The organism is Nocardioides sp. (assembly GCF_030149505.1).
Classification (GTDB): domain Bacteria; phylum Actinomycetota; class Actinomycetes; order Propionibacteriales; family Nocardioidaceae; genus Nocardioides.
The window spans coordinates 1-21,809 of sequence record NZ_JASBRN010000006.1 but is presented as its reverse complement, the minus strand read 5'-3'; the positions used below and the strand labels follow the sequence as shown (position 1 = coordinate 21,809).

General features: G+C 69.2%; 22 protein-coding genes. 16 read left to right on the top strand and 6 right to left on the bottom strand.

The genetic code is table 11. The features are described from left to right. The 3 genes from Q1V71_RS01035 to Q1V71_RS01025 all read left to right on the top strand — a co-directional run. The coding region (locus tag Q1V71_RS01035) for a helix-turn-helix domain-containing protein (protein WP_300639491.1) at nucleotides 1–357 on the top strand (357 nt) is incomplete at its 5' end. A gap of 218 nt (nucleotides 358–575) precedes the next feature. Continuing rightward, nucleotides 576–758: a hypothetical protein gene (locus Q1V71_RS01030; protein WP_300639488.1), complete on the top strand. Its 183-nt coding sequence runs from the start codon at nucleotides 576–578 to the stop codon at nucleotides 756–758. A gap of 247 nt (nucleotides 759–1,005) precedes the next feature. Continuing rightward, nucleotides 1,006–1,863 (top strand): hypothetical protein, encoded by an 858-nt coding sequence (locus Q1V71_RS01025; protein WP_300639486.1) that lies wholly within the window; start codon nucleotides 1,006–1,008, stop codon nucleotides 1,861–1,863. A gap of 40 nt (nucleotides 1,864–1,903) precedes the next feature. Here Q1V71_RS01025 and Q1V71_RS01020 read toward each other — a convergent pair whose 3' ends face one another. Continuing rightward, a complete protein-coding gene (locus Q1V71_RS01020; RefSeq protein WP_300639483.1) occupies nucleotides 1,904–2,830 on the bottom strand; it encodes a restriction endonuclease in 927 nt (308 codons plus the stop codon). Between the two features lie 240 nt (nucleotides 2,831–3,070). Here Q1V71_RS01020 and Q1V71_RS01015 point away from each other — a divergent pair, with 240 nt between their 5' ends. From Q1V71_RS01015 to Q1V71_RS00980, 8 genes are all read left to right on the top strand, one after another. After that, nucleotides 3,071–4,816 (top strand): class I SAM-dependent DNA methyltransferase, encoded by a 1,746-nt coding sequence (locus Q1V71_RS01015; RefSeq protein WP_300639480.1) that lies wholly within the window; start codon nucleotides 3,071–3,073, stop codon nucleotides 4,814–4,816. After that, the gene (locus Q1V71_RS01010; RefSeq protein ID WP_300639476.1) at nucleotides 4,813–6,090 is read left to right on the top strand and encodes a restriction endonuclease subunit S; all 1,278 of its coding nucleotides are present in this window, start codon (nucleotides 4,813–4,815) and stop codon (nucleotides 6,088–6,090) included. Before Q1V71_RS01015 ends, Q1V71_RS01010 begins: the two co-directional genes overlap by 4 nt. Before the next feature lies 1 nt (nucleotide 6,091). Continuing rightward, on the top strand, nucleotides 6,092–6,415 hold the full coding sequence (locus tag Q1V71_RS01005) for a hypothetical protein (protein WP_300639473.1): 324 nt from the start codon (nucleotides 6,092–6,094) through the stop codon (nucleotides 6,413–6,415). A gap of 90 nt (nucleotides 6,416–6,505) precedes the next feature. Then, nucleotides 6,506–6,703 carry a type II toxin-antitoxin system VapB family antitoxin gene (locus Q1V71_RS01000; protein ID WP_300639470.1) on the top strand — a complete coding sequence of 66 codons (198 nt, stop codon included), beginning with the start codon at nucleotides 6,506–6,508 and terminating at the stop codon, nucleotides 6,701–6,703. Then, nucleotides 6,700–7,068, top strand: a complete 369-nt coding sequence (locus Q1V71_RS00995; protein WP_300639467.1) for a type II toxin-antitoxin system VapC family toxin — start codon at nucleotides 6,700–6,702, stop codon at nucleotides 7,066–7,068. The genes Q1V71_RS01000 and Q1V71_RS00995 overlap by 4 nt, the downstream gene beginning before the upstream one ends. Then, nucleotides 7,061–10,183: a DEAD/DEAH box helicase family protein gene (locus Q1V71_RS00990; protein ID WP_300639465.1), complete on the top strand. Its 3,123-nt coding sequence runs from the start codon at nucleotides 7,061–7,063 to the stop codon at nucleotides 10,181–10,183. Before Q1V71_RS00995 ends, Q1V71_RS00990 begins: the two co-directional genes overlap by 8 nt. Further along, nucleotides 10,180–11,067, top strand: coding sequence for a DUF6011 domain-containing protein (locus Q1V71_RS00985; RefSeq protein WP_300639462.1), 888 nt, complete (start codon nucleotides 10,180–10,182; stop codon nucleotides 11,065–11,067). Before Q1V71_RS00990 ends, Q1V71_RS00985 begins: the two co-directional genes overlap by 4 nt. A 148-nt stretch (nucleotides 11,068–11,215) precedes the next feature. After that, nucleotides 11,216–12,976: an alpha/beta hydrolase gene (locus tag Q1V71_RS00980; protein WP_300639459.1), complete on the top strand. Its 1,761-nt coding sequence runs from the start codon at nucleotides 11,216–11,218 to the stop codon at nucleotides 12,974–12,976. Here the strand turns inward: Q1V71_RS00980 and Q1V71_RS00975 are convergent, their stop codons facing one another. From Q1V71_RS00975 to Q1V71_RS00965, 3 genes are all read right to left on the bottom strand, one after another. Next, the gene (locus Q1V71_RS00975; protein ID WP_300639456.1) at nucleotides 12,977–14,461 is read right to left on the bottom strand and encodes an ADP-ribosylglycohydrolase family protein; all 1,485 of its coding nucleotides are present in this window, start codon (nucleotides 14,459–14,461) and stop codon (nucleotides 12,977–12,979) included. Next, nucleotides 14,458–15,318, bottom strand: coding sequence for a DUF6569 family protein (locus Q1V71_RS00970; protein ID WP_300639453.1), 861 nt, complete (start codon nucleotides 15,316–15,318; stop codon nucleotides 14,458–14,460). Before Q1V71_RS00970 ends, Q1V71_RS00975 begins: the two co-directional genes overlap by 4 nt. A gap of 88 nt (nucleotides 15,319–15,406) precedes the next feature. Beyond that, nucleotides 15,407–16,114 (bottom strand): hypothetical protein, encoded by a 708-nt coding sequence (locus Q1V71_RS00965; protein ID WP_300639450.1) that lies wholly within the window; start codon nucleotides 16,112–16,114, stop codon nucleotides 15,407–15,409. A 145-nt stretch (nucleotides 16,115–16,259) separates the two neighbouring features. Here Q1V71_RS00965 and Q1V71_RS00960 point away from each other — a divergent pair, with 145 nt between their 5' ends. From Q1V71_RS00960 to Q1V71_RS00950, 3 genes are all read left to right on the top strand, one after another. Further along, nucleotides 16,260–16,784, top strand: coding sequence for a hypothetical protein (locus tag Q1V71_RS00960; RefSeq protein ID WP_300639447.1), 525 nt, complete (start codon nucleotides 16,260–16,262; stop codon nucleotides 16,782–16,784). Nucleotides 16,785–16,853: 69 nt separating this feature from the next. Beyond that, on the top strand, nucleotides 16,854–17,060 hold the full coding sequence (locus Q1V71_RS00955; RefSeq protein ID WP_300639444.1) for a type II toxin-antitoxin system VapB family antitoxin: 207 nt from the start codon (nucleotides 16,854–16,856) through the stop codon (nucleotides 17,058–17,060). 98 nt (nucleotides 17,061–17,158) lie between these two features. Beyond that, nucleotides 17,159–17,425, top strand: a complete 267-nt coding sequence (locus Q1V71_RS00950) for a hypothetical protein (protein ID WP_300639441.1) — start codon at nucleotides 17,159–17,161, stop codon at nucleotides 17,423–17,425. An 8-nt stretch (nucleotides 17,426–17,433) separates the two neighbouring features. Here the strand turns inward: Q1V71_RS00950 and Q1V71_RS00945 are convergent, their stop codons facing one another. Further along, nucleotides 17,434–19,095: a nuclease-related domain-containing DEAD/DEAH box helicase gene (locus tag Q1V71_RS00945; RefSeq protein ID WP_300639438.1), complete on the bottom strand. Its 1,662-nt coding sequence runs from the start codon at nucleotides 19,093–19,095 to the stop codon at nucleotides 17,434–17,436. Between the two features lie 172 nt (nucleotides 19,096–19,267). Here Q1V71_RS00945 and Q1V71_RS00940 point away from each other — a divergent pair, with 172 nt between their 5' ends. Both Q1V71_RS00940 and Q1V71_RS00935 read left to right on the top strand, forming a co-directional pair. Next, on the top strand, nucleotides 19,268–19,777 hold the full coding sequence (locus Q1V71_RS00940) for an O-acetyl-ADP-ribose deacetylase (RefSeq protein ID WP_300639435.1): 510 nt from the start codon (nucleotides 19,268–19,270) through the stop codon (nucleotides 19,775–19,777). After that, nucleotides 19,778–20,197, top strand: coding sequence for a hypothetical protein (locus Q1V71_RS00935; protein ID WP_300639433.1), 420 nt, complete (start codon nucleotides 19,778–19,780; stop codon nucleotides 20,195–20,197). A gap of 208 nt (nucleotides 20,198–20,405) precedes the next feature. Here Q1V71_RS00935 and Q1V71_RS00930 read toward each other — a convergent pair whose 3' ends face one another. Beyond that, nucleotides 20,406–21,698 (bottom strand): ISL3 family transposase, encoded by a 1,293-nt coding sequence (locus Q1V71_RS00930; protein WP_300639430.1) that lies wholly within the window; start codon nucleotides 21,696–21,698, stop codon nucleotides 20,406–20,408. Nucleotides 21,699–21,809 lie beyond the last annotated feature (111 nt).

Here is a 21,809-nt window from a genome sequence, read left to right as displayed (position 1 = left end):
CTCCTCATCATCGACGAGCGCCCGTCGCAGGCGGCCTTCATCGCCTACGAACATCTCCGGCACGAGGACCCGATCGTCGTCGAGTTCGAACGCTTCGTGCGCGCCCGCCTGGACGAACCGTTCAACGTCGCCCTCGTCGCGCAGTCGCTCGGGACCAGCCGGCGCACCCTCGAGCGACGAGTCCGTGCGGCGCTCAACCTCACTCCGCTCGGCTTCGTGCAACGGCTTCGCATCGAACGAGCGCGGCACCTCTCGGCGACCACGGACCTCACCTCCGCCGAGATCGCGCTCCGTGTCGGCTACGCGAACGCCGAGACTCTGCGCTCCCTCCTGCGCAGGGAGCGACGCCGTCCCTGACCTGTCGCCATGCTCGTACCCGGCGGCCCGGCGCTTCAGTTGGAACCGCCGTTCAGCAGGTCGCGTCGATGCTCCTGCGTCGCGCCCTGCAAGTCCCACTCGGGAAGCTCGCGCATCAGGGGGATTCGACGTGCGCCGGCGTTCCGGTCGGCCGAGGCGGACGGTGCACTTTCACCGGGGTCTTCCGAGCCGCCCTCCAGCCTCAAGAGCGGGCGCTGGTGCTGCCGATCGAGGAGGACTCGCCGGCCGGCCGGCTGCGCCCCGACCTGGACGCCGAGGGCGTCGTCAGCCTCATGGTCGGCGCCTACCTCGGCGAGCCCCTCCGGCACGGCCGGGTGGAGGCGGACTGGCTGGACCGGTGCATGAAGATGCTGCGGCTGGTCCTCGACGGGCGGGCCTGACCGGGTCGGGATCGCGGCTCCGCCAAGGACTCATGACCGGATCCTGCCGGGTTGCGTCCAGAGACACAGCCCGCGACCTCGGGTGTCGGGTGGGGCGACGGCTCGGCTGACCACGCTCGCCGTCGAGGATGGCTCGCCCACCAGTGGACCCGCTCAGTGCGGGAGTAAGGCCACCGCTTGGGCGACTCCGTGGTCGCCCCGCACCCGCAGCACTCCGACCAGGGCACTCACGTCACAGCCCACTGCCGTGGCGAGCGCCGATCGGGAGGTGCAGTGCCCCGGAGACAAGCCGGTCACCCGGGCGATGGTCTCCTCGGGGGACTCGCCCAGCGCCGCCATCGCGACGCCTTCGACCACCAACGACCACCTCGAGGTGCCGTTCGAGGCGGCGTTCGAGGACACCTTCGGCGAGGCGCCGCCCGACGAGCTCAACGGGGAGCTGCACCTGACCGTCGTCGCCTCCGACCTCGACGCCAGCTCCGAGCGCATCGTGGCCTACCTGCGCGACTTCGGCGTGCCGATCAACGCCGTCTTCTTCTCCTACCTCGAGGACGACGACCGCCGCTACCTCGCCCGCAGCTGGCTGGTCACCGACTCCGAGCCCGGCGGCTCGACGCGCAAGGGCAAGCGCGCGTCGTGGAACGGCCAGGACTGCTACGTCGCCTTCGGCGGCAACCCGGGCCGGATCTGGGACGACGCCCGCACCCACGGCTTCATCTCCGCCGGCGGTGGCCTGCACTACTCCGGCAAGCTGCGCACCCTGCCGACGGGGGCGCGAGTCAACGCCTACGTTCCCGGCCACGGCTACGTCGCCGCCGGCGAGACGCTCGGGCCGGCCCGTCGCTTCGACGAGGTCGAGGTGCGCGACGACTACCAGTGGGTGCCGCTGCGCGCCCTTCCGCTCCAGGGCACCTACCAGCACCCGGGCGCCGACATCGACGAGCTCGCGGAGTGGGTCGTGCCCGTGCGTTGGGAGTCGTCGGTGCCGCTGGACGAGGCGTACTGGGAGAAGGGCATGTTCGCCAACCCCAACCCGGTCTGCGAGCTGCGCCAAGAGTTCACGCTCGAGCGGCTGGCGGATCGTTTCGGTACGAGCGAGGCGTGACGGTGCGCGGACGTCCCGCTGCGGGAGTCTCGCTGAGGCGCTACTCGAAGAAGTCCTCGTCGACCTCGACGAGCTGGACCGTGCGCTTGACCTGGACGCCGACCCCGTAGCGGATCATCAGCCGGGTGAGCCGCTCGCCATCAATGAGCACGATCCGCGTGGGCACCTGCTGTGCGAAGCTCGTCGCTTCCGCGCTGAAGCGGCTGGTGGTGATGAAGACGCCCTGGTTGGCCTGGTTGCCGGCCAAGGCGCCGACGAAGGCCTGGATGGCCGGCCGTCCCACGACGTTGTCAGAGGCATATCGCTTGGCTTGGACGTAGATGCGACTGAGGCCGAGCGCGTCCTGGTCGACGATGCCGTCGATTCCTCCGTCGCCGGCCAGTTGGGTGCGCGTGGCCTTGCCGTCGGCTCCGCCGAAGCCCATCGCCATCAGCAGGTCGAGGACGGCCTGCTCGAAGAAAACCGGCTCCTGACCGAGGATCCGCTTCAGCAGCTGGTCGGCGATGTCGGCGTGAATCCTCGCGACCCCCGCCTCGATCTGCTCTTCGGGATCGAGCTTCGAGGTCTCGTCCGCAACGACAGCGGCGACGGGCGTGCTCTGACCGGGCGCAGAGAATGCCTTGAACGTGTGTGGTGCGTTGGGGTCACCGGAGAGAGCGCGCAGGTCCTTCTCGGTGATGCGGTCGGGGCGCTTCGCGAGCAGGTCGCGTCCCGCGTCGGTGATCCTGTAGCGGCCTCGCGCCGTCCGCTCCACTGCGGTCGCGCGTGCCAAGTAGGACAGGGCCCAGTTGCCCCGATTGACCCACTGCTCCTGCCCGGACGGGATCATGATGGCCCGCTGCTCCGGCGTGACGCCGAGCAGGTCTGCGGCCGCCTGGACGATCTCGCGGGACCGCTTCACCTGGCCGTCCTCGAGGGCCCGCAGGCACGGCGCCATGTACTGGTCCCAGGTCGGTACGCCGGTCACGACCGCCACCCTAAGCTGCTCGCAGCCAGAGCCCCTCCGGTCGGCGCCGCTCGGACGCGACTCCCGCGGCGATAAGACGCGCCGTCGCCGGCCATCTCGACTCACGGTGGTCGCACACGGGGCCGCGCACAGCGCGCTCGCCTGACGCCTGATCCGCGATGCGACAAGATGGGCGCCGGCAAAGGGCGGTCAGTTGACCGCGGAGGCACGCGCGGCTCGACGGCCGCGAGAGGGAGACGCGTGAGCACGCTCGGAGGCTTCATCTGGTCGATCGCGGATCAGCTGCGAGGGCCCTACCGGCCCAACCAGTACGGCAACGTGATCCTGCCGATGACGATCATGCGACGCCTCGACTGCATCCTCGAGCCCGACCGCGAGGTGGTGCGGGAGCTCGCGACCAAGTTCGACAACCCAAACCGGCTCAAGGTCGAGGTGCGTAAGGCTACGGGTCGGAGCTTCTACAACACCTCGAACTACGACTTCGCCAACCTGCTCGCCGACGCCGACGGCCTCGCCGACAACCTCGTCGACTACGTCGACCGCTTCAGCCCTGACGTCGACGTCTTCGAGTACTTCGATTTCAAGAAGGAGATCCTCGCCCTCGAGAAGGCGGGCCTCCTGCGCGAGGTGGTGTCGTCGTTCAAGGCGATCGACCTGCACCCCGACGTCGTCTCGAACGCCGACATGGGTGACGCCTTCGAGTTCATCATCCGCAAGTTCAACGAGGCCGCCAACGAGACCTCGGGTGACCACTACACCCCGCGCGACGCCATCCGGCTGCTCGTCGACCTGCTCTTCGCCGAGCAGGACGCCGGGCTCACCGAGGCCGGCATCGTGCGCTCCCTCTACGACCCCACCGCCGGCACCGGCGGCATGCTGGCCCTCGCCGAGGAGCACCTGCTCCAGCAGAATCCGGACGCCAAGCTGACCCTCTTCGGCCAGGAGTACAACCCGCAGTCCTACGCCATCTGCAAGTCCGACCTCATCGCCAAGGGCCACGACGCCACCAACATCGCCTTCGGCAACACACTCACCGATGACGCCTTCGTCGGTCGCCGCTTCGACTTCTCGATGTCGAACCCGCCCTACGGCGTCGACTGGAAGCAGTACGCCAAGGCGATCACCAAGGAGCGCGACGAAGCCGGCCCCTACGGCCGCTTCGCCCCCGGCCTGCCCGCCACCTCCGACGGGCAGATGCTCTTCCTCCTGCACTTGGCACACAAGATGCGTGCCCCCGAGGACGGCGGCGGCCGCGTCGGCATCGTCATGAACGGCTCACCGCTCTTCAACGGCGGCGCCGGGTCGGGGCCGTCCAACATCCGCCGCTGGCTGCTGGAGAACGACCTCGTCGAGGCGATCGTCGCCCTACCGACCAACATGTTCTTCAACACCGGCATCGCCACCTACATCTGGATCCTCGACAACAGCAAGCACCGTGACCGACAGGGCCTCGTCCAGCTGATCGACGGCTCGTCTTTCTGGACGAAGATGCGCAAGAGTCTCGGGTCGAAGAACCGCGAGATCAGCGATGCCGATCGCGCCAAGGTCGTCCAGCTGTACGCCGACTTCCGCGACGCCGACCCGGACTTCTCCAAGGTGTTGCGCACGGAGGAGTTCGGCTACTGGACCGTGACGGTCGAGCGACCGCTGCTGGATGATGACGGCAAACCGGTCACCGACCGCAAGGGCAAGCCCAAGCCCGACAGCAAGAAGCGCGACACCGAGAACATCCCCTTCACCTACGGCGACGCAACCGCGGGCCCTACCGACAAGATCGCCACCATCCAGGCGTACGTCGACGCCGAGGTGCTTCCGCACGTCACGGACGCGTGGGTCGACTGGACGAAGGTCAAGGTGGGCTACGAGATCCCCTTCACCCGACACTTCTACAAGTACGTCCCACCTCGGTCACTCGAAGAGATCGACGCCGATCTCGACAAGCAGGTCGCAAGGATCCTCGACCTTCTTCGCGAGGTCGAAGGGTGACCCGCGCAAAACGTGAGACCAACTTGGAGTGGCTCGAGACGGTCCCAGAACACTGGTCGGAGCGCGAGGTCGGACGTGAGGTCTGGGTACGCGCGCGACTCGGCTGGAAGGGCTTGACTGCCAACGAGTATGTAGAGACCGGCGTTCCGATGCTGGCCACGCCGGACATCAAGGGACCGGAAATCGCATACACCGCGGCGAACAAGATAACTGTGGAGCGGTACGACGAGTCCCCAGACATACAGCTGCGTGCTGGAGACGTGCTGTTAACGAAGGATGGCAACACCATCGGCACGGTCAATGTCGTTCGCGAGTTGCCAGGTCTGGCCACCGTGAACGGCTCTATCGCGGTTCTGACGCCAAAACATGGCCTAGATGGAAGATTTCTGTATTGGTTTATCGCCAGCAGTTATGCGCAGTCGATGTTCGACCGCCTACGTGGCGGCATGGGAGTTCCGCACCTGTTTCAACGAGATATCAACCGCATCCGATTCCCTTACCCTCCGGTCGCCGAGCAGCGCGCCATCGCTGACTACCTCGACCAAGTAACGGCCCGCATCGACACGCTTATCCAGGAGCAGCACCGTCTGATCGCATTGCTCCGCGAGAAGCGGAAGGCACTCCTCGATATCGATCTCCGGCCGAGCGAGACATGGCGTCAGCTGCAGATCAAGCACCTTGGCGACACGAGCCTAGGGAAGATGTTGGACGCCGGCCGTGCCGTCCGCGATGGCGACTCTCTCCGGCCCTATGTGCGGGCGGCCGACGTGCGCGCCGACGGTTCGATCAACCTGACCGATCTGAACGAGATGCCGTTCTCCGATGCGGAAATGGAACGCTTCGACCTGCGTGCCGGGGACGTGTTGCTCATTGAGGGCGGCGCAACGGTCGGCCGCCCCGGTTACCTGCCGGCAGACGCTGCGGGGGTTGCCTTTCAGAAGACGGTCAACCGTCTACGGGTGGGACCGCTCGCCGACCCGAGATTTATCTACTGGTCGATGCTCCGACTTTACGAATCGGGCTTCTACCCCAACCACTACGGCTCGGTGTCCTTCGTTCACCTCACTGGCGAGAAACTGCGCCAGATCAGACTGGACCTTCCGGATGTAGACGAGCAGCGGCGGATCGCTGCACGTCTTGACGAACAGACTGCCAAGATCGACGAGACGATCACCCAGACCGAGCGGTTCATCGAGCTGTCGAAAGAGCGCCGCGCGGCCTTGATCACAGCCGCGGTGACGGGGCAGATCGACGTACGGGACGACGTGGCGTGACGTGCCAGGGCTGAGCCATGACGACGCCGCGACACTTGACGCGATCAAGGTCGAACTACGGGAGCGCAGGACCTACGAACACCGCCTGCCGGCTGCGGACCAGGACGGCGCGAAGCGCATCCGTTCGCTCGGGCGGCGCGCGGGTCGCGAGCTGGGATGGAGGGTCAGGACGTTCCTTGTCGAGCCTGCCGAGGGCGGAGGCACAGCGCTGGTCCTCGTCGTCGTCACCGAGTCCAACCCGCTCCACCAGCAGTTGATGGACATGCGCGCGGACAAGGCACTGCGCAAGGCCTTCGAATCAGGCCTCTTCGGGCCGACCGATTGATGTCCCGACCGAGGCGCCATCGAGACGTCCTCAACGATCCGGGCTAGCATCAATTTCAGCATCAACTGATGCTCCGCAGAAGGAGGCACCGTGCGCACCACTGTCACGCTCGACGACGCACTCATCGCAGAGGCCTCGGAGCTGACCGGCGTGACGGACCGCGCCGCGCTCATCCGCTCAGGCTTGGAGACGCTGATCCGGGTCGAGAGCGCCCGGCGCCTGGCCGCCCTCGGCGGGTCCGACCCCGACGCGAGCAGCGCCCCTCGGCGGCGTCACGGCGCAGCATGATCCTGGTCGACAGCTCCGTCTGGATCGACCACCTCCACGCCACCGAGCCGACGCTCACGCAGCACCTGAGCCGCGACCAGGTCGGCTCCCACCCTGCTGTCATCGAGGAGCTCGCCCTAGGCACGCTGAGGGACCGCAGCGCGATGCTGGCCGGGCTGGAGCGACTGCACCGCTTCCCCGTGGCCTCCCACACCGAGCTCCTCGAGCTGGTCGAGCGGCGCCGCCTGTGGGGCCGCGGCCTGAGTGCCGTGGATGCACACCTGCTCGGCTCCGTGGCGCTGGTCCCGGCAGCCCGCTTGTGGACACGCGACAAGCGGCTGCTCGCTGCCTGTCGCGACCTGGGCCTAGGGTGGATCGATGGCTGATCACCACGAGATCGTCTTTGAGTCGGAGATCTGCGAGTACCTCGAAGCGCACGGGTGGCTGTACTCCCCCACCGACACCGGCTACGACCGTGAGCGGGCGCTGTTCCCCGAGGACCTGATCGCCTGGCTGGAGGCGACCCAGCAGCCGGCGTACGAGAAGGCGCTGAAGGCGGCTGGCACGCAAGCGAAGTTCCTGGACGTGCTGACCACCGCGCTCGACAAGCCGCTCGACCACGGCGGGGGGACGCTCAACATCCTGCGCAACGGCGTGCAGTACATCGGCGGCGGCCGGCTCAAGCTGGCGCAGTTCCGCCCCGAGACCTCGCTCAACGCCACCACCACCGCGCACTACGACGCGATGCGGCTGCGCGTGATGCGGCAGGTGCACTTCTCCACCGCCGACCAGCGCAGCATCGACCTCGTCTTCTTCGTCAACGGTCTGCCTTTGGCGACGGTCGAGCTCAAGACCGACTTCACCCAGTCGCTCGACGAGGCGGTCCAGCAGTACAAGCGAGACCGCCACCCGCTGACCAACGGCCACCGGGAGCCGCTGCTCTCCTTCGGGCACCGCGCGCTGGTGCACTTCGCCGTCTCCAACGACCTGGCCGCGATGACGACGCGCCTGGAGGGCGACAAGACGCACTTCCTGCCCTTCAACACCGGCCACGACGGAGGCGCGGGCAACCCGCCCGGCTCGAAGGGGCGGTCGTCGACGGCGTACCTGTGGGAGCGCATCTGGCAGCGCGACGCCTGGCTGATGATCATCGGCCGGCTGATGATCGTGGAGACCAAGGAGGAGTGGGACGTCGCCACCGGCACGTCCGTGCGTCGTACGAGCATGCTCTTCCCGCGCTTCCACCAGTGGGAGGCCGTCACCGAGATCGTCGCGGCCGTGACCGAGGAGGGAGTCGGTCAGCGCTACCTCATCCAGCACTCCGCGGGCTCCGGCAAGACCAACACCATCGCCTGGACCGCCCACCGCCTCGCGCGCCTGCACATCGACGACCAGAAGGTCTTCGACTCCGTCATCGTCGTGGTCGACCGCACCGTGCTCGACGGGCAGCTGCAGGACGCGATCCGTCAGATCGACGGCTCGGGGAAGATCGTGGCGACCATCAGCCCCGAGGACGTCCGCAAGGCCGGCGCCACGTCGAAGTCGGGTCTGCTCGCCACCGCGCTGAAGAACGGCGAGCTCATCATCGCCGTGACCGTGCAGACCTTCCCCTATGCGCTCGACGAGATCCGCAAGGACGCCTCGCTCAAGGGCAGGAAGTTCGCCGTCATCGCCGACGAGGCGCACTCCTCGCAGTCCGGGCAGATCTCGTCGAAGCTCAAGAAGGTCCTCACCGCCGAGGAGGCTGAGGAGATCGAGGACGGCGCCGAGGTCGACGTGCAGTCGATCCTCGCCGCCGAGATGGCTGAACGGGCTGAGTCCCCGAACATCTCCTACCTCGCCTTCACCGCGACGCCGAAGAACAAGACCTTGGAGCTGTTCGGGCGCAAGGGGCCCGACGGCAAACCGGTCGAGTTCCACCTCTACTCCATGCGGCAGGCGATCGAGGAGGGCTACATCCTCGATGTGCTCAAGGGCTACCAGTCCTACGACACCGCGCTGAAGATCGCCGGCCGGGCCGAGGCCGGCGGCGAGGTCGAGGAGTCCGCTGCGCGCAAGGGCCTGATGCGGTGGGTGCGGCTGCACCCGACCAACATCAGCCAGAAGGTGCAGATCATCGTGGAGCACTTCCACGCCAACGTCGCCCACCTGCTCGAGGGCAAGGCCAAGGCCATGGTCGTCACCGACTCCCGCAAGGCCGCGGTGAAGTACAAGAAGGCGATCGACGCCTACATCGCCAAGCGCGCAGCCGAGGACCCGACCTACGACTACCGGACGCTCGTGGCCTTCTCGGGCAAGGTGACGATGGACGACAACGAGACGTGGGACGCGGACTGGGGGCCGACGCCGTCGAAGGACGACGAGTTCACCGAGGCCAACCTCAACCCGGGCGCGGGCGCAGACCTCGCGGCCGCCTTCAAGGGCGAGACCTACAAGGTCATGCTGGTGGCCAACAAGTTCCAGACCGGCTTCGACCAGCCCCTGCTCTCGGCGATGTACGTCGACAAGAAGCTGTCGGGAGTCACCGCCGTCCAGACCCTGTCTCGGCTGAACCGCACCCACCGCACGGCGAGCGGGGAGCAGAAGCGCAAGACCTTCGTCATCGACTTCGTCAACTCCCCCGACGCGATCCGCGACTCCTTCGAGCCGTACTTCACCAACGCCACGCTGGAGACCGAGACCGACCCCTATGTCGTGGTCCACCTCGCCACCAAGCTCGCGCAGTCAGGGCTCTACACCGACGACCAGGTGCGTCACGCTGCCGAGGTCTACGTCGCCAGGCGCGGCAACAACGCGCTGTCGGCCGCCATCAGCCCGGTGAAGGACGACTTCGCCCGGCGCTACGCGACCGCGTTGGAGGCAGACGACAAGGTCGTCCTCAACGAGCTCGACCTGTTCCGCAAGGACATCGCCACCTACGTCCGGCTCTACGACTTCATGAGCCAGATCGTCGACTACGGCGACCCCTACCTCGAGATGTTGTCCATCTTCCTGCGACTGCTCGACAACGTCATCAAGGACGAGTCGTGGTCGGCCGAGGTCGACCTCTCCGATGTCGCCCTGGTCGGGGTCAAGCACACCAAGGCCGCCCAGGTCGACATCTCGCTCGTCGGTGACGGCCAGCTCGCCGGGATCACCGGCGCCGGCACCGGGACGCGCAAGGAGCCGAAGTACGTCGCGCTGCAGGTCGTCATCGACAGGATGAACGACCTCTTCGGCGCCGAGGCCTTCACCCAGTCGCAGATCCGTGAGTTCGTCCAGGGGCTGGTCGAGCGACTCCTGCTCTACCCCGACCTGGTGAAGCAGACGCAGGTCAACTCCAAGAAGCAGTTCCTCGAGTCGCAGGACTTCCAGGCCGCTGTCACCGACGCCGTCATCGACAACCAGGGAGCCCACAACACGATGGCCGACTACTTCTTCAGCGATGGTCCGGGGGTCAACAGCGTGATCTTGGCTCTCGCCGATGCGTTCTACGAGGCCGCGGCCGCGGAGCCGGAGTGAAGACGCGCTTCGAGGGGACGCCGCTGGCGAGGCTCGAGGGCGAGAACGGCCTGCACGACGACGGCATGCGCCGCGCCCTCATCGACGCCTTGGAGCCGGGCGAGATCCCCAAGGCCCGCTACGCGGTAAGCGCTCACATCTGGGTCGAGGCAGTCCTCACCGATCGGGCGCTGCTCCTGGTCAAGGGTGCTGTGCGCGCTCGGGTGGTCCGGGAGCCGTTCCCGCTGGAGGTCGTGCGTGCGCCGCAGGGTGCGCGGAGCGGGGTACGGCTGCGCACGTCGCTCGGCACGAAGACGCTCTGGGGCTCCGAGCTCGATCCCAACGGACGCCAGCTCTACGCCCGAGCACGTGGCGAAGCCGCGCCCGTCGTTGCGACACCCCCGGCGCCGTGGGAGACGGCCGAGCGCTCCAGACAGGCGACGACACCCTCGTCACCCCCTCCCCTGCCCCGCGAGCCGAAGGGACAGACGCAGCGGCTGACGAGGAAGGAGCGGGCGGAGGCCCGTCGACGAGCGGGCAAGAAGCCTCGGAAGCCCAGGCTGAAGAAGGCCTCACGTGACTGGGTGGGCTTCCCACCCAGCTCGACGGTCTGGGATATGTCCTACCGATGCGTGAAGTGCGGGCGTCCGCTGACCAACCCGAACAGCCAGCGCCACCGGGTCGGGACCGACTGCATCAAGCGCTACGGCTCCCAGGCACGGAAGATCCCCAACCCCGCCTACACGGCGTGGTCAGCCCGCCGCGCGAAGGCCGACGTCGACAAGATCGCCCAGCAGGCGGCGTACGACGCCGAGCACGCGCGCGCCCTGGCCGACTACGCCGTGGCGCTCGACCGGTGGCAGCGCATCCGTGCCGGTGAGATCGAGCTGCCTTCAGGGCGCTGATGCTGACGCCGTGAGGGTGACACGTCGGCGCGGTCAGGCCACGTCGAAGTGGGCCAGGATCTGGTCGACGAGGTCCGGAATGCGCACTTCGTGGCTCGGCACCGTCTCAGGCGAAGGCGGTATCCAGACGTTTTGGTAGAGATGCCCCATGAGCGACGGTGTGACCCTGGTCTACCTCCACGGCGTGGGGGACGGCGACGAGGACGACGCCTGGTGGTCCGTCCTGGACGGGTCGCTGCGCGCCGTGGGGCTGGCGGGGTTGGAGGGCGTCGACATCGTGGCGCCGAAGTACCCCCACACCCTGAGGTTCCCTGGGGACGAGAAGGTCAAGCTGCCGCCGACCCGAGTCGACTGCCCCGGCGGGTCGGCGGGGCGCGCCTTCCAGCGCGACGTCGAGCGCCGCACCGCGCGTCTCGAGGAGCTGTTGGAGCGTCACGATCCCGGCGCCGGTTGGACCTTCGGCAACAGCGTCGTGGACCTCGGTCTCAACCTCGACCGGCTCGTCCAGGCGAGCCGCTACCTCAAGGACGAGCAGACACGGGCCCGCACGCTGGACCTCGTGCTGCGTCGGCTCCCCACCTCGGGGCGGATCGTGGTCGTCGGTCACAGCCTGGGCTCGGTGATCGCGCTCGACCTCCTGCGACGCCTGCCCCCGGAGGTCGAGGTGGCGGGGCTGGTGACCATCGGCAGCCCGATCGCGCACCCGGAGTTCCACACCGGCAAGCTCAAGGACCTGCTGCCGCGGCCGCCCGCCAACCTCGCTTGGTGGGTCAACTTCTGGAGCGACGGTGACGTGGTCACCACCCATCGCGGCGCGTCGTCGGCGTTCCCGTGGACCCTCGACCAGCGGCTCCGGCTGCCGATGTTCCGGCACGGCTCGGCGGCCTACCTGGGCCACCCGAGTGTCGCCCAGGCGATCGGTCACGGTGTCTTCGGCTCCACCTCCACCGAGCTGGCCGTCATCGAGCGGACGCCCGACGTCCCGCTCGAGGCGGTCGAGATCCGCCTGCTCCTCGCCCTGCGGTACGCCCACTTCGTACACGAGCACCTGGAGGGCGAGCGCCAGGCGCGCTACGAAGGTGCCCTCCGTGTGGTGCAGGAGCGCGTCGCGCGCCAGGTCATCGACACCTACCTCCAGCAGGGCAAGCGCGTCCCCTCGGCCATCGCCGACCTGGTCCCGGAGGTCGGCGTGCCGACGCCGGCCACGATCTCGTCCCTGGACTCCGAGACGGCGCTCGAGCACCTGCTCAGCATCTGCGCGACCAACCTGCTCATGCCGTTCGAGGTCAAGGTCGACACCGACGTACGCCGCCGAGCCCTGGAGGACCTCACCGTCTCGATGGGGCTGGGCAGTGGACTGGGTCGCGACGTCTTCGACGCCTACCGCGCCGCGGAGAAGTCCCTGCGCAGCGGCGGCCGCGGTCTGGAATGGGTGCTGCTGGGGGTCGGCGGCGCCCTCCTCATCGCGGCCACCGGCGGGCTGGCCCTCGCCGCCGCTCCCGGCGTAGCCGGGGCCGCCGCCGTCACGTCGGCACTCGCCGCCTTCGGACCGGGCGGGATGATCGGCGGGCTCATGACCGCAGGCGCCATGGTCGGCGCCGGCAGCAGCAGCGTGGCCGTCGCCCTGGCCAGCGGCGGGACGACCCTGCAGCAGGTCGAGGCCGTGCTGACCCTGTCCCTGGCCGACGCGATCGCCCGTCAGAAGCGCGGCCTCGACGCGCCGGCGGACCTCCGGGTCGGGCTGGTCGAGATGGCTACGGAGGTTCGTCGTGAGCTGTCCCGTCTCGGCGCCTACTCCGACGACGGAGCAGCAACGCTCAAGACGCTGCGCGGGAAGCTCGCCGCTGTCGAGAAGGCATTGGAGTTCCTCGACGGCAGCGGTCTGGCTGAGCGTCCCGCGACTGACTGATCACCTCGGACCCGGCCCACCGCCGGAGGGTGCGCCCGTACGCGTCAGGGCCTCGACCAGCCAGCCCTGCGGCCGGGCGCCGGGGAGGACGGCGGTGACCTCGCGCAGCGCGCGCTCGAGGGGTACGCCGTCGAGCACCGCCACCCGGGCAGCCACGGTCGGCGTTCGGCTCTGACCGGCCACGCAGTGCAGGTAGACCCGGTGCCCGGCGTCGCGCAGCCGCAGCACCGTGCGGGCGGCGTCGTCGATGACGAAGTCGACGTTGGGGTTGTCGTCCGGGACGGAGTCGAGCAGGCGCACTTGGTGGCTGACCAGCTCTGGCGCTTGGTCAGGGCCGACTCGGCACAGGCTCACGACCGCGTCGACCTCGGCCGGCAGCCGGTCGAGGCCTCTAGCGTCGCCGATCCACACGTCGCGAACCAGCGGGTGCGGGACACAGGTGCCGGCGGCTTCCCACTCGCCGTACTCCACCCGCGCGGCCGTCGGCCACCCGCGCCCGTCGGGCCGGCCGCCGCCGACGGTCAGCGTCGCCGCCGCGACCAGCGCGGACGCACCCGCCGCATGCCCGGCGAGCGGCAGGCCCCAGCCGTGCAGCGGTGCCTGCCACTCCTGCGGCACCGCGCTCGCACCCCAACGCGCGCCGAGCAGCGCGCCGGCGATCGCGGCGACCGTGTCGGTGTCGTGACCGATGCCGATCGCGGTGGCGAGCGCGTCCTGGAGGTGGCGGCACGGCATCGGCTCGAGCACGGGGGTGTGCGTGATCGCGGACCAGGCGGCCTGGAGCGCGCCGACGACCCAGCCGTTCTCGGTGAAGGCCGACGGTGGCTTCGTCTCTGCCTCGTTGAGGATCGCGCCCCAGTCGGCCTGCGCGCCGTCCCGCATTGGCAGGACGTCGTCGGCCGTCGGGAGCTCCCCGTGCAGCACCGCGTGCCGGATCATCAGGCACCACAGGGCCGCACCCTCGCCGGCGATCGGGTCGTGGTGGGTCAGCGCGCTCACGAGCCGAGCGGTCTCGACCAGCGCGGCCGGGTCGTCGAGGTGTGCCAGGGCCACGGGAGCGGTGCGCATCAGCGAACCGTTGCCGGCCGACCGGCCGCCGCTGCGCTCGTGCACAGTCGCCGCGGCCGCGGTGAGCTGCGCTGCGGTGGCGTCGCGACCGGCCAGGCCGAGCACGTGGGAGGTCTGGATGCCCACGTCGGCCGGATCTCCGGCGTACCACTCGAGAAAGCCTGCGGCGATCGCATCGAGCGCCTCAGTCGTGCGCAGGTCGGCGCCGGTCATGGCGACCCGTGCGATGGCGACCGCCTGCGCGGTGTCGTCGGTCCACTCCCCCGGCGCGAAACCGCCGAGCCCGCCGCCGATCATCGCCGGCCACCCGTCGTACGCCGCCGACCCGAACTCGTAGCCCGCGCCCAGCGCGTCGCCCACCGCCGAGGCAAGCAGGACGCCGCACGCGCGGTCGTGCTGCGCGCTCGTCAGCCTCATCGTCCTGCCCCCACGAGGAGAGGGTGCCGCACGTGCGTGACCCGGGTGTGCACCGGCGCGTCCCGCCAGCGCAGCACGGCGACGTCGAGGTGCTCGCTGGCGCCGCGGACGCGCTCGGCGATGCCGGCGGGCTCGGTACGCCGGGGGCGGACCCGGTCCAGCCGCTCGACGAACCGTCGCGCACGGCGACCCGGCGTCGCCTCGGCGGGCGCGAACCGCGCGTCCAGCGCAGCCGCCTCCAGCAGGCCCGGGAGCTGCGACCGCAGCCGGCACGAGGAGTCGAAGACCTCCGCGACGTAGGGCTGCCCGCCGATCCCGATGAGCACGCCCGACTGCCCCGGCAGCGGCCTCAAGTCGGCCCACTGGGTCCGCTCGGCGTCGGCCAGGTCGAGCCGGTCGACGAAGCTCCCCGTCCCCAGGCCCTCGAAGCCGCGGGTGTGCTCGGCGACCCGGCGCCACACCTCCCCCTGGACGTCGCGGCCACGGCGCACCGCGTCCGCGACGTACGGCGTCGCCCGGCGTCCCCGCGAGTTCTGGGACGACGTGCCGCCCCAGCGCCCCTGCTCGACGCACGCCACCTCGACCGGCACCTGCTGGTGCACGCCGACCATCAGCGATTGCCGCGCCATCCGGTGCTGCCAGCCGCCCTCGAAGAGCTGGCCCTCCAGCACCAGCGCCGGCCGGTCCTCGACGTTGCCGACCATCAGCGTGCCGACCTGCGGCCCCTCCGGCGACTCGGTGACGTGCAGCCCTCTGCCGCCCATCGTGTAGCGGCGGTAGCCGCTGGTGGCGCTCCACAGCGGGAACACCGTCATCGCGCCCCGGGTCACCCCGCGGCCCACGTGCAGCTCGATCATCGCTGCCTCCTCACTCCGGCCCCGGGTGGGCCGACGGGAGAACAGTGCGCCGAGGCGCCCGCAACGGGCCCTTACCCGGGTAAGCGGCTCACTGGAGCTCGGGAGGCAGGTCGGCCCAGGTGATCGTGCGGGTCAGCTGCACGAGGTACGAGCCGAGCTGGTCGTTCTTCTCGAGGTCCAACCAGCGCTCCTTGTTCACCTTCTCCCGCACGCTCCCGAGCATCACCTTGACGCTGGCCTCGCTCATGCCCAGCCGAGCCGCCGCGGCCGCGGCGAGGTTGGGCGGCGTCGGCTCGCGGACCATCAGATGCCGGAACGTCACCGCCACGACGCGGCGCTGCTTGTCGGTCAGCTCCACCCGGCTCGCGGCGTACGCCGTGCGGCCGGTCTCCTCCTCGAGCTCGCGCTGGTCCTGGGCGACCGCCAGCCCCTCCCCCTGACCGGCGCCGATCACCACGAGCAGCTGCAGGTGGTCGTCGAGCTCGGGGAAGCTGATCCGCGACCTGCCTGGCTGGAGCGCGACGATGCTGCGCCGACGGAACGTGACGTCGTCGAGGTACTTGCTGCGCACCACCGCACGAGCCCGGCCCAGCTGCACCAGCCACCCCTGCTCCCACGGCAGGAACCGGCACAGGCGGCTCGGCACCCAGCTGTTGGGGATGTGGATGCCCGAGCGCGGGAGTCGACCGACCGACACGTGGTCGTAGGTGGGCAGCGCCCAGGTGCCTTGGACGGAGTCGCCGACCTTGACACCGACGCGACCGCCGTACAGGGGTTCGCGCAGTGGCTCGTGCATGGGTTCTCCTCGGGTCGACTGAGGGACCAGTGTCCCGGCTGCATCGACCGTCTCTGCCCCGCCCGACGCCCCGGCGTGATGGGCTGTCCCCATGCCCGTGGGTGATTGTGAACGAGCCTTCGCTGCTGCTGCCGAGGCGGACGGGGTGCTGCTGAGCCGCGCGAGAGTCCCCTGGCTCAACCAACGCGGCCATCTCGGGCTACCCGGAGAGGCCGCAGAAATCCGTGGCGTGCTCGGTGAGATCTTTCTGGCCCTCGGCGGAGATCCCATTGCCCAGGCTGCCAAGCGCCTGGTCTCCCTACCGGGGGACTTCGTCCACGAGCCGACCGGCACCTTCATCGAGATCGACGAGTCGCAGCACTTCACCAGTCATCGGCTCCTGTCACTCAGCTTGTACCCGCGAGAGTGGCCGCTCGGCTTCGACAAGGACATCTACAGGCAGCTGTGCCGGGACTGGGCACCACGGTCGGACAGGTACAGGGCCGGCAAGGCGGCGGTCGCCTTCGGCGAGGGCGGCCGCCAACGTCAGCGCGCGTACCACGACGCCCTTCGAGACCTGGCGACCCCGGCGATGGGCCACCCACCCGTCATCAGGGTGCCTGCTCCCCACCGCGACGGAGTTGCTGCCTACGAGGCGACGCGAGACCGCATTCGCGCCCTCGGCACCTAGGACGCGCTCCTCAGGGGAGCCACATGTCGTGTCATGATGAGAGCATCGATCGATGCACTCTGTGATGAGGTGGACATCCTGCGCACCACAGTCACGATCGACGACGACCTGTTGGCCATGGCAAGCGAGCTGACTGGGATCACCGATCGCGAGACCCTGCTCAGGGACGGCCTCAAGACCCTCGTTCGAGTCGAGAGTGCCCGACGTTTGGCCGCCCTGGGTGGCTCGGACCCGCACGCCAGCAGCGCCCCCCGGCGACGACACGGCGTCGCGTGATCCTGGTCGACATCTCGATCTGGATCGATCATCTCCACCGGGCCGAGCCCGCGCTCGTGGACCACCTGGTCGACGAGCACGTGGGATAACACCCGGCAGTGACCCAGGAGCTGGCTCTCGGCTCGATCAAGGACAGAGCACAGGTCCTCGACCTGCTCGCGCAGCTGTGGCGCTTCCCCACCGTCTTGCACGACGAGGTGCTCACCCTGGTCGAGCAGCGCAGGCTTGGGGGCCGGGGGTTGAGTGCCGTCGATGCGCACCTGCTCGGCTCAGTCGCGTTGGTCCCCGGGGCTCGTCTGTGGACGCGACACAAGCGATTGCTCTCGGCTTGCCAGGAGCTCGGCGTGGACTGCATCGACGACTGACGAGCGACTCACACCCCGATCCCCAGCCGCCGCGAGACCTCGTCCCCACCGATCCGGCGCACGACCTCCGGATCGCCCACGACGACGAGCACGTCGGTGGCGCGGGACATCCCGACGTACAACCGCTCCCTCGCCCGGTCCCGCTCTCCGGCCTCGTTGACGCACAGGACGACACACGCGCGCTCGAGGCCCTTCGAGCCGAGCACGTGGCCGTAGAAGACGTCCTCGCCCTCCCAGAACGACCGCCAGTAGGCGACCTTGCCGTGCCGCTGGACCTGCGCGGTCTGCTCCGGGTGGCGGTGGCCGGTGGTGAGCAGGGCGATCCGGTCGGGGTCCCAGCCCTCGTCCATCAACGCCTCGACCTGGGAGTCCGCGACGTCGATGGCGTCCTCGCTGGCCGCGGCCACGAACCGCACCTCCGCACCCGACCCACCCCGCGCCTGCATGCGCGAGGGCGCCAAGGGCCCGAACGCGTCGTAGATCTGCTTGGTGTTGCGCAGGTTGTGGTCCAGCACGAGAGGAACCAGCTGCACCGGCGGCCGGCCGAACCGGGCGAAGAGCCGCTGGTTCTCGTCGCTGAACACGAAGACCCCACCGGCCTCCTCGTCCCGCAGCGCACCCAGCACCGCAGCCCACCACGAGTCGGCGAAGTCCTGCGCCTCGTCGACCACCACCGAGTCGAACCGGTGCCCCTCGGCCAGCCCGGCCGCCTGCTCGGCCATCAGCCGCGGCAGCTCGGACTCCCAGAACGCCGGGTCGTCCTCGGACCCCATCTCCACACCCCACAGCCGGCCCAGCTCCTCGTACGTCCCCACGAACGCCGGCCGGTGCCGCCGGTCCCAGCCCGCCACGACCCGCTTGAGGTACTCCGCCAACCCGATCGAGTAGCACACCAGCGCCACCCGCTCGCGCCGCGCGCCCTCCCCCACCCCGCGGGTGAGGTCCTTGGCCTTCTGCAGCGCCAGCACCGTCTTCCCGCTGCCCGCACCCCCGCGCACCTCGACCCGGCGCAGCATCCGGGTCACCTGCAGGATCACCATCTGCTCCTGCGTCAGCCGGTCCGCGGTCGCCGCGCGCTCCTCGGCGTCGGCGTTGACGTCGTACGCCGGCCGCGACCGCCCCGCCAGGATCTCCGCCACCAGCTCGACGTCGTCGTGGTTGGGCGTCCAGCGCCCGTGCGCCAGCCCCCACCCGTTGGTCCGCACCCGCTCCGGCAGGTCCGCCATGTCACCGCGGTCGTGGAACCCCCACCGCGGCAGCTCCGGCACCGAGAACCCCTCGGGCAGTTCGGTGTGCGGCAGCACCACCCCGTGCGAGAACGCCACCTGGTCGCGGCTGCCCCACCGCGGGTCAGCCTCGACGTACCGCCTGACCGCGTGCTTGCCCTCCCGCGCCTGCGTCACCGGGTCGCACCGCTCGACCTTCTCACCGCGCTTGATCCACCAGCCGTCGTCCTCCAGCCACACCGACCCGCCCTTGACCTCCAGGCACACGAACCCCGCCTCCGGGATCAGCACCAGCAGGTCGATCTCGTGGTCCTTCACCTCGTCGGTCAGCCGGACGTTGGCCATCACCACGCAGTCGCCTGGCAGCCCGTCGCGCAGCCGCTCCCACACCTGCCGCTCGGACTCGGTGACGAACGTCGGCTCCTCCGGGATGCAGCGCGCCATGGCGTCAACCTAGGCGCGTTGTCGGTGCCGTGGTCGAAGATGCAGCCATGGAACGCGAACGGTGGGTCTGCGACTCCTGCGGCACCCGCGGCCGCACCGAGCCCGGCCAACCGAGCGAGAGCGTCCTCTGCCCCGCCTGCGGCGAACCCGTGACGAGAGAGAGCTGGTGACCATGTCGTACGCCGACGTCGTGGCGGTCTGCGGCGACATCACCACCCAGGACGTCGACGCGGTCGTCAACGCCGCCAACCGCCGCATGCGCGGAGGAGGCGGCGTCGACGGCGCCATCCACGCAGCCGGCGGCCCCGACGTCCTCGCCGACTGCGTACGCCGCTTCCCCCACGGCCTCGCCACCGGCGACGCCGGCTGGACCACCGCCGGCCTCATGCCGGCCCGCTGGGTCATCCACACCGTCGGCCCCAACTACGGCCGCGGCGAGACCGACCGCGACCTGCTCGTCTCCTGCTACCGCCGCTGCCTCGAGGTCGCAGACGAGCTCGGCGCCCAGACCGTCGCGTTCCCCCTCATCAGCGCCGGCGTCTACGCCTGGCCCTTGGACGACGCAATTGACGCCGCCGTGACGACCCTGCAGACCACAAGGACCCGGGTCCGTGAGGTCCGCGTGGTCGCCTACAGCGGCGGCACCCATCGCGCGGTGCTGAGCCGGCTCGAGGAGGTCTGAATGGCCGAGGATGACGGCATCCTGGACTCACGCTTCGAGACCGAAGCCAGCGACGTCGAGCACCTGCTCTCGGTGATGGACATCGACGAGCTGGAGGAGTTCGCGACGCTCCTGATGGTGCTGTTCATGCGACCCGTCGTGGTGGAGGAGGTGTGGGACGCGGAATCGGAGGCGCCGTGCCTGGAGATCATCCTCGCCGGCGACGAGCACTCGATCGGCACGACCTACGAGTTCCCCGCCTCCGTCCTCCAGCTGGTCGGCGGCTGCATCGAGACAGCCGCGGAGCTCGGTCCCTACGACTCCGCGACCCACCAGGACGCAGCGCACGAGCTCTCCGGGCTGGATCGGCACGCACTGGTGGGCGTGCTTCAACGCGCGCTGGGGCACGTGCGGCTGCTGTTGATGTCAGACCAGGACTGACCACCAGCCGCTCGGCGCACAGAGCGCCTGGTTGGAGTTTCCCTGCATGCTGTGACACCTCCCGACGTGGTGCACCCCAGTAGCGGTTCGCTATCGAGACCCCTATGAGGGGGGATGGTCTCAAGGGGCTGCGGTGTTTCGTGCCGTACCGGTGCCAGTGATGTTGTGGTCGCACGAGGATTTCTGGCTCTTCTGACTGATCCGTGGGTCATCGGCCGGGCAGCAGCGGTCGGTGTCCGCCTAGGTTGAGCATCGCGAGGCCGATGAGGGCGTCGGGTGAGCGGAATCCGAAGGCCACCCTGGTGATGAGCCGGATCTTGGTGTTGACCGATTCGATGAGGCCGTTGGATAGGCCGTGGTCGATGGCGGCGAGGATCTCGGCGCGGTGCTTGGTGATGCGCTGCTGGAGCTTGACGAACGATGCGATCCGGCAGCGCCGTGCCCACGCGACCCATCGGTCCAGCGCCTCGGCGGCCTCGTCTGCTGGGAGCTTGAAGACGGTACGCAGGCCTTCTTTGAGCAGATAGGCGCGGTAGAGCCGAGGATCAGTCTTGGCGATCCACGCAAGCTTCGTCTGCTGCTTGTCGGTGAGGTTCTCGGGGTTCTTCCACAGTGCGTAGCGGGCGTGCTTGAGAGCGCGAGCGTGTCCGGTTGCGACCGTAACCGCCCGGCCGTTCTGCCAACCGGCGGGGCGGGTGTGGCCCGCGCGTCTGGCCTGGTTCCAGGCGTCTCGTCGCACGGCGTCGAGGGCATCGGTGGCCCAGCCGACGACGTGGAAGGGGTCGGCGCACCGGACCGCGGCTGGGCAGCGTCGCCGCACAACGTCCGCGATCCAGTCCGCGCCGTCGGCTGTGACATGGGTGATCTGGGCGCACCTGCCTTCGCCGGAGGCTTCCAGTGCGTCGAAGAACTCCTCGAGGGTGGCGCGGTCGCGTCCGGCCTTGGCCCACACCAGCCGGCCGGTGTCGTGGTCGACCACGACGGTCAGGTACTTGTGGTTGCGTTTGTAGGAGATCTCATCGATGCCGATGCGGCGCAGTCCGGCGAAGGCGTCGATCCCTTCGGCGGTGTCGGCCCAGACCCGGGCGATGATCGATCCCACGGTCCGCCACGCGATCCGCATCAACTGGGTGATCGCGGACTTCGAGCACTGGGTGGCCAGCCAGGCGACCTGCTGGTCAAAGCTGAACGTGTGACCGGCCGCGTGACGCGCCCAGGGCACATGCCGCACCGTCGGCCCGTGGACCGGGCAGTTGACCCTTGGCGCGTCGGCCTCGAGGAAGACCTCGACTGTTCCGAGATCCAGGCTTCGCCACCGTCGGCGTCCTTCTCCGTGGTCGTACCAGGCGGCTCTGGTGCCGCATCGTCCGCAGCGGCCCCGAGCAGCTCGCCGTGGTCGCACGTGCGCGATCACGATGTCCTCGACCTCGCTGAACTCGATTGCCTCGATGACGGTGTTCTCGACGCCCAAGAGGGCGCGCCATAGGCTGGCGTTTCGCACGCCGTTCTCCGTTCCGTGGTTCCTGACTCTCGACAAGCCAGAAACCTAGAGCGGGAACGGCGTGCGGCCATTCAGACGCGATCAACCACCCACGGAAGCATCAGATGAGCC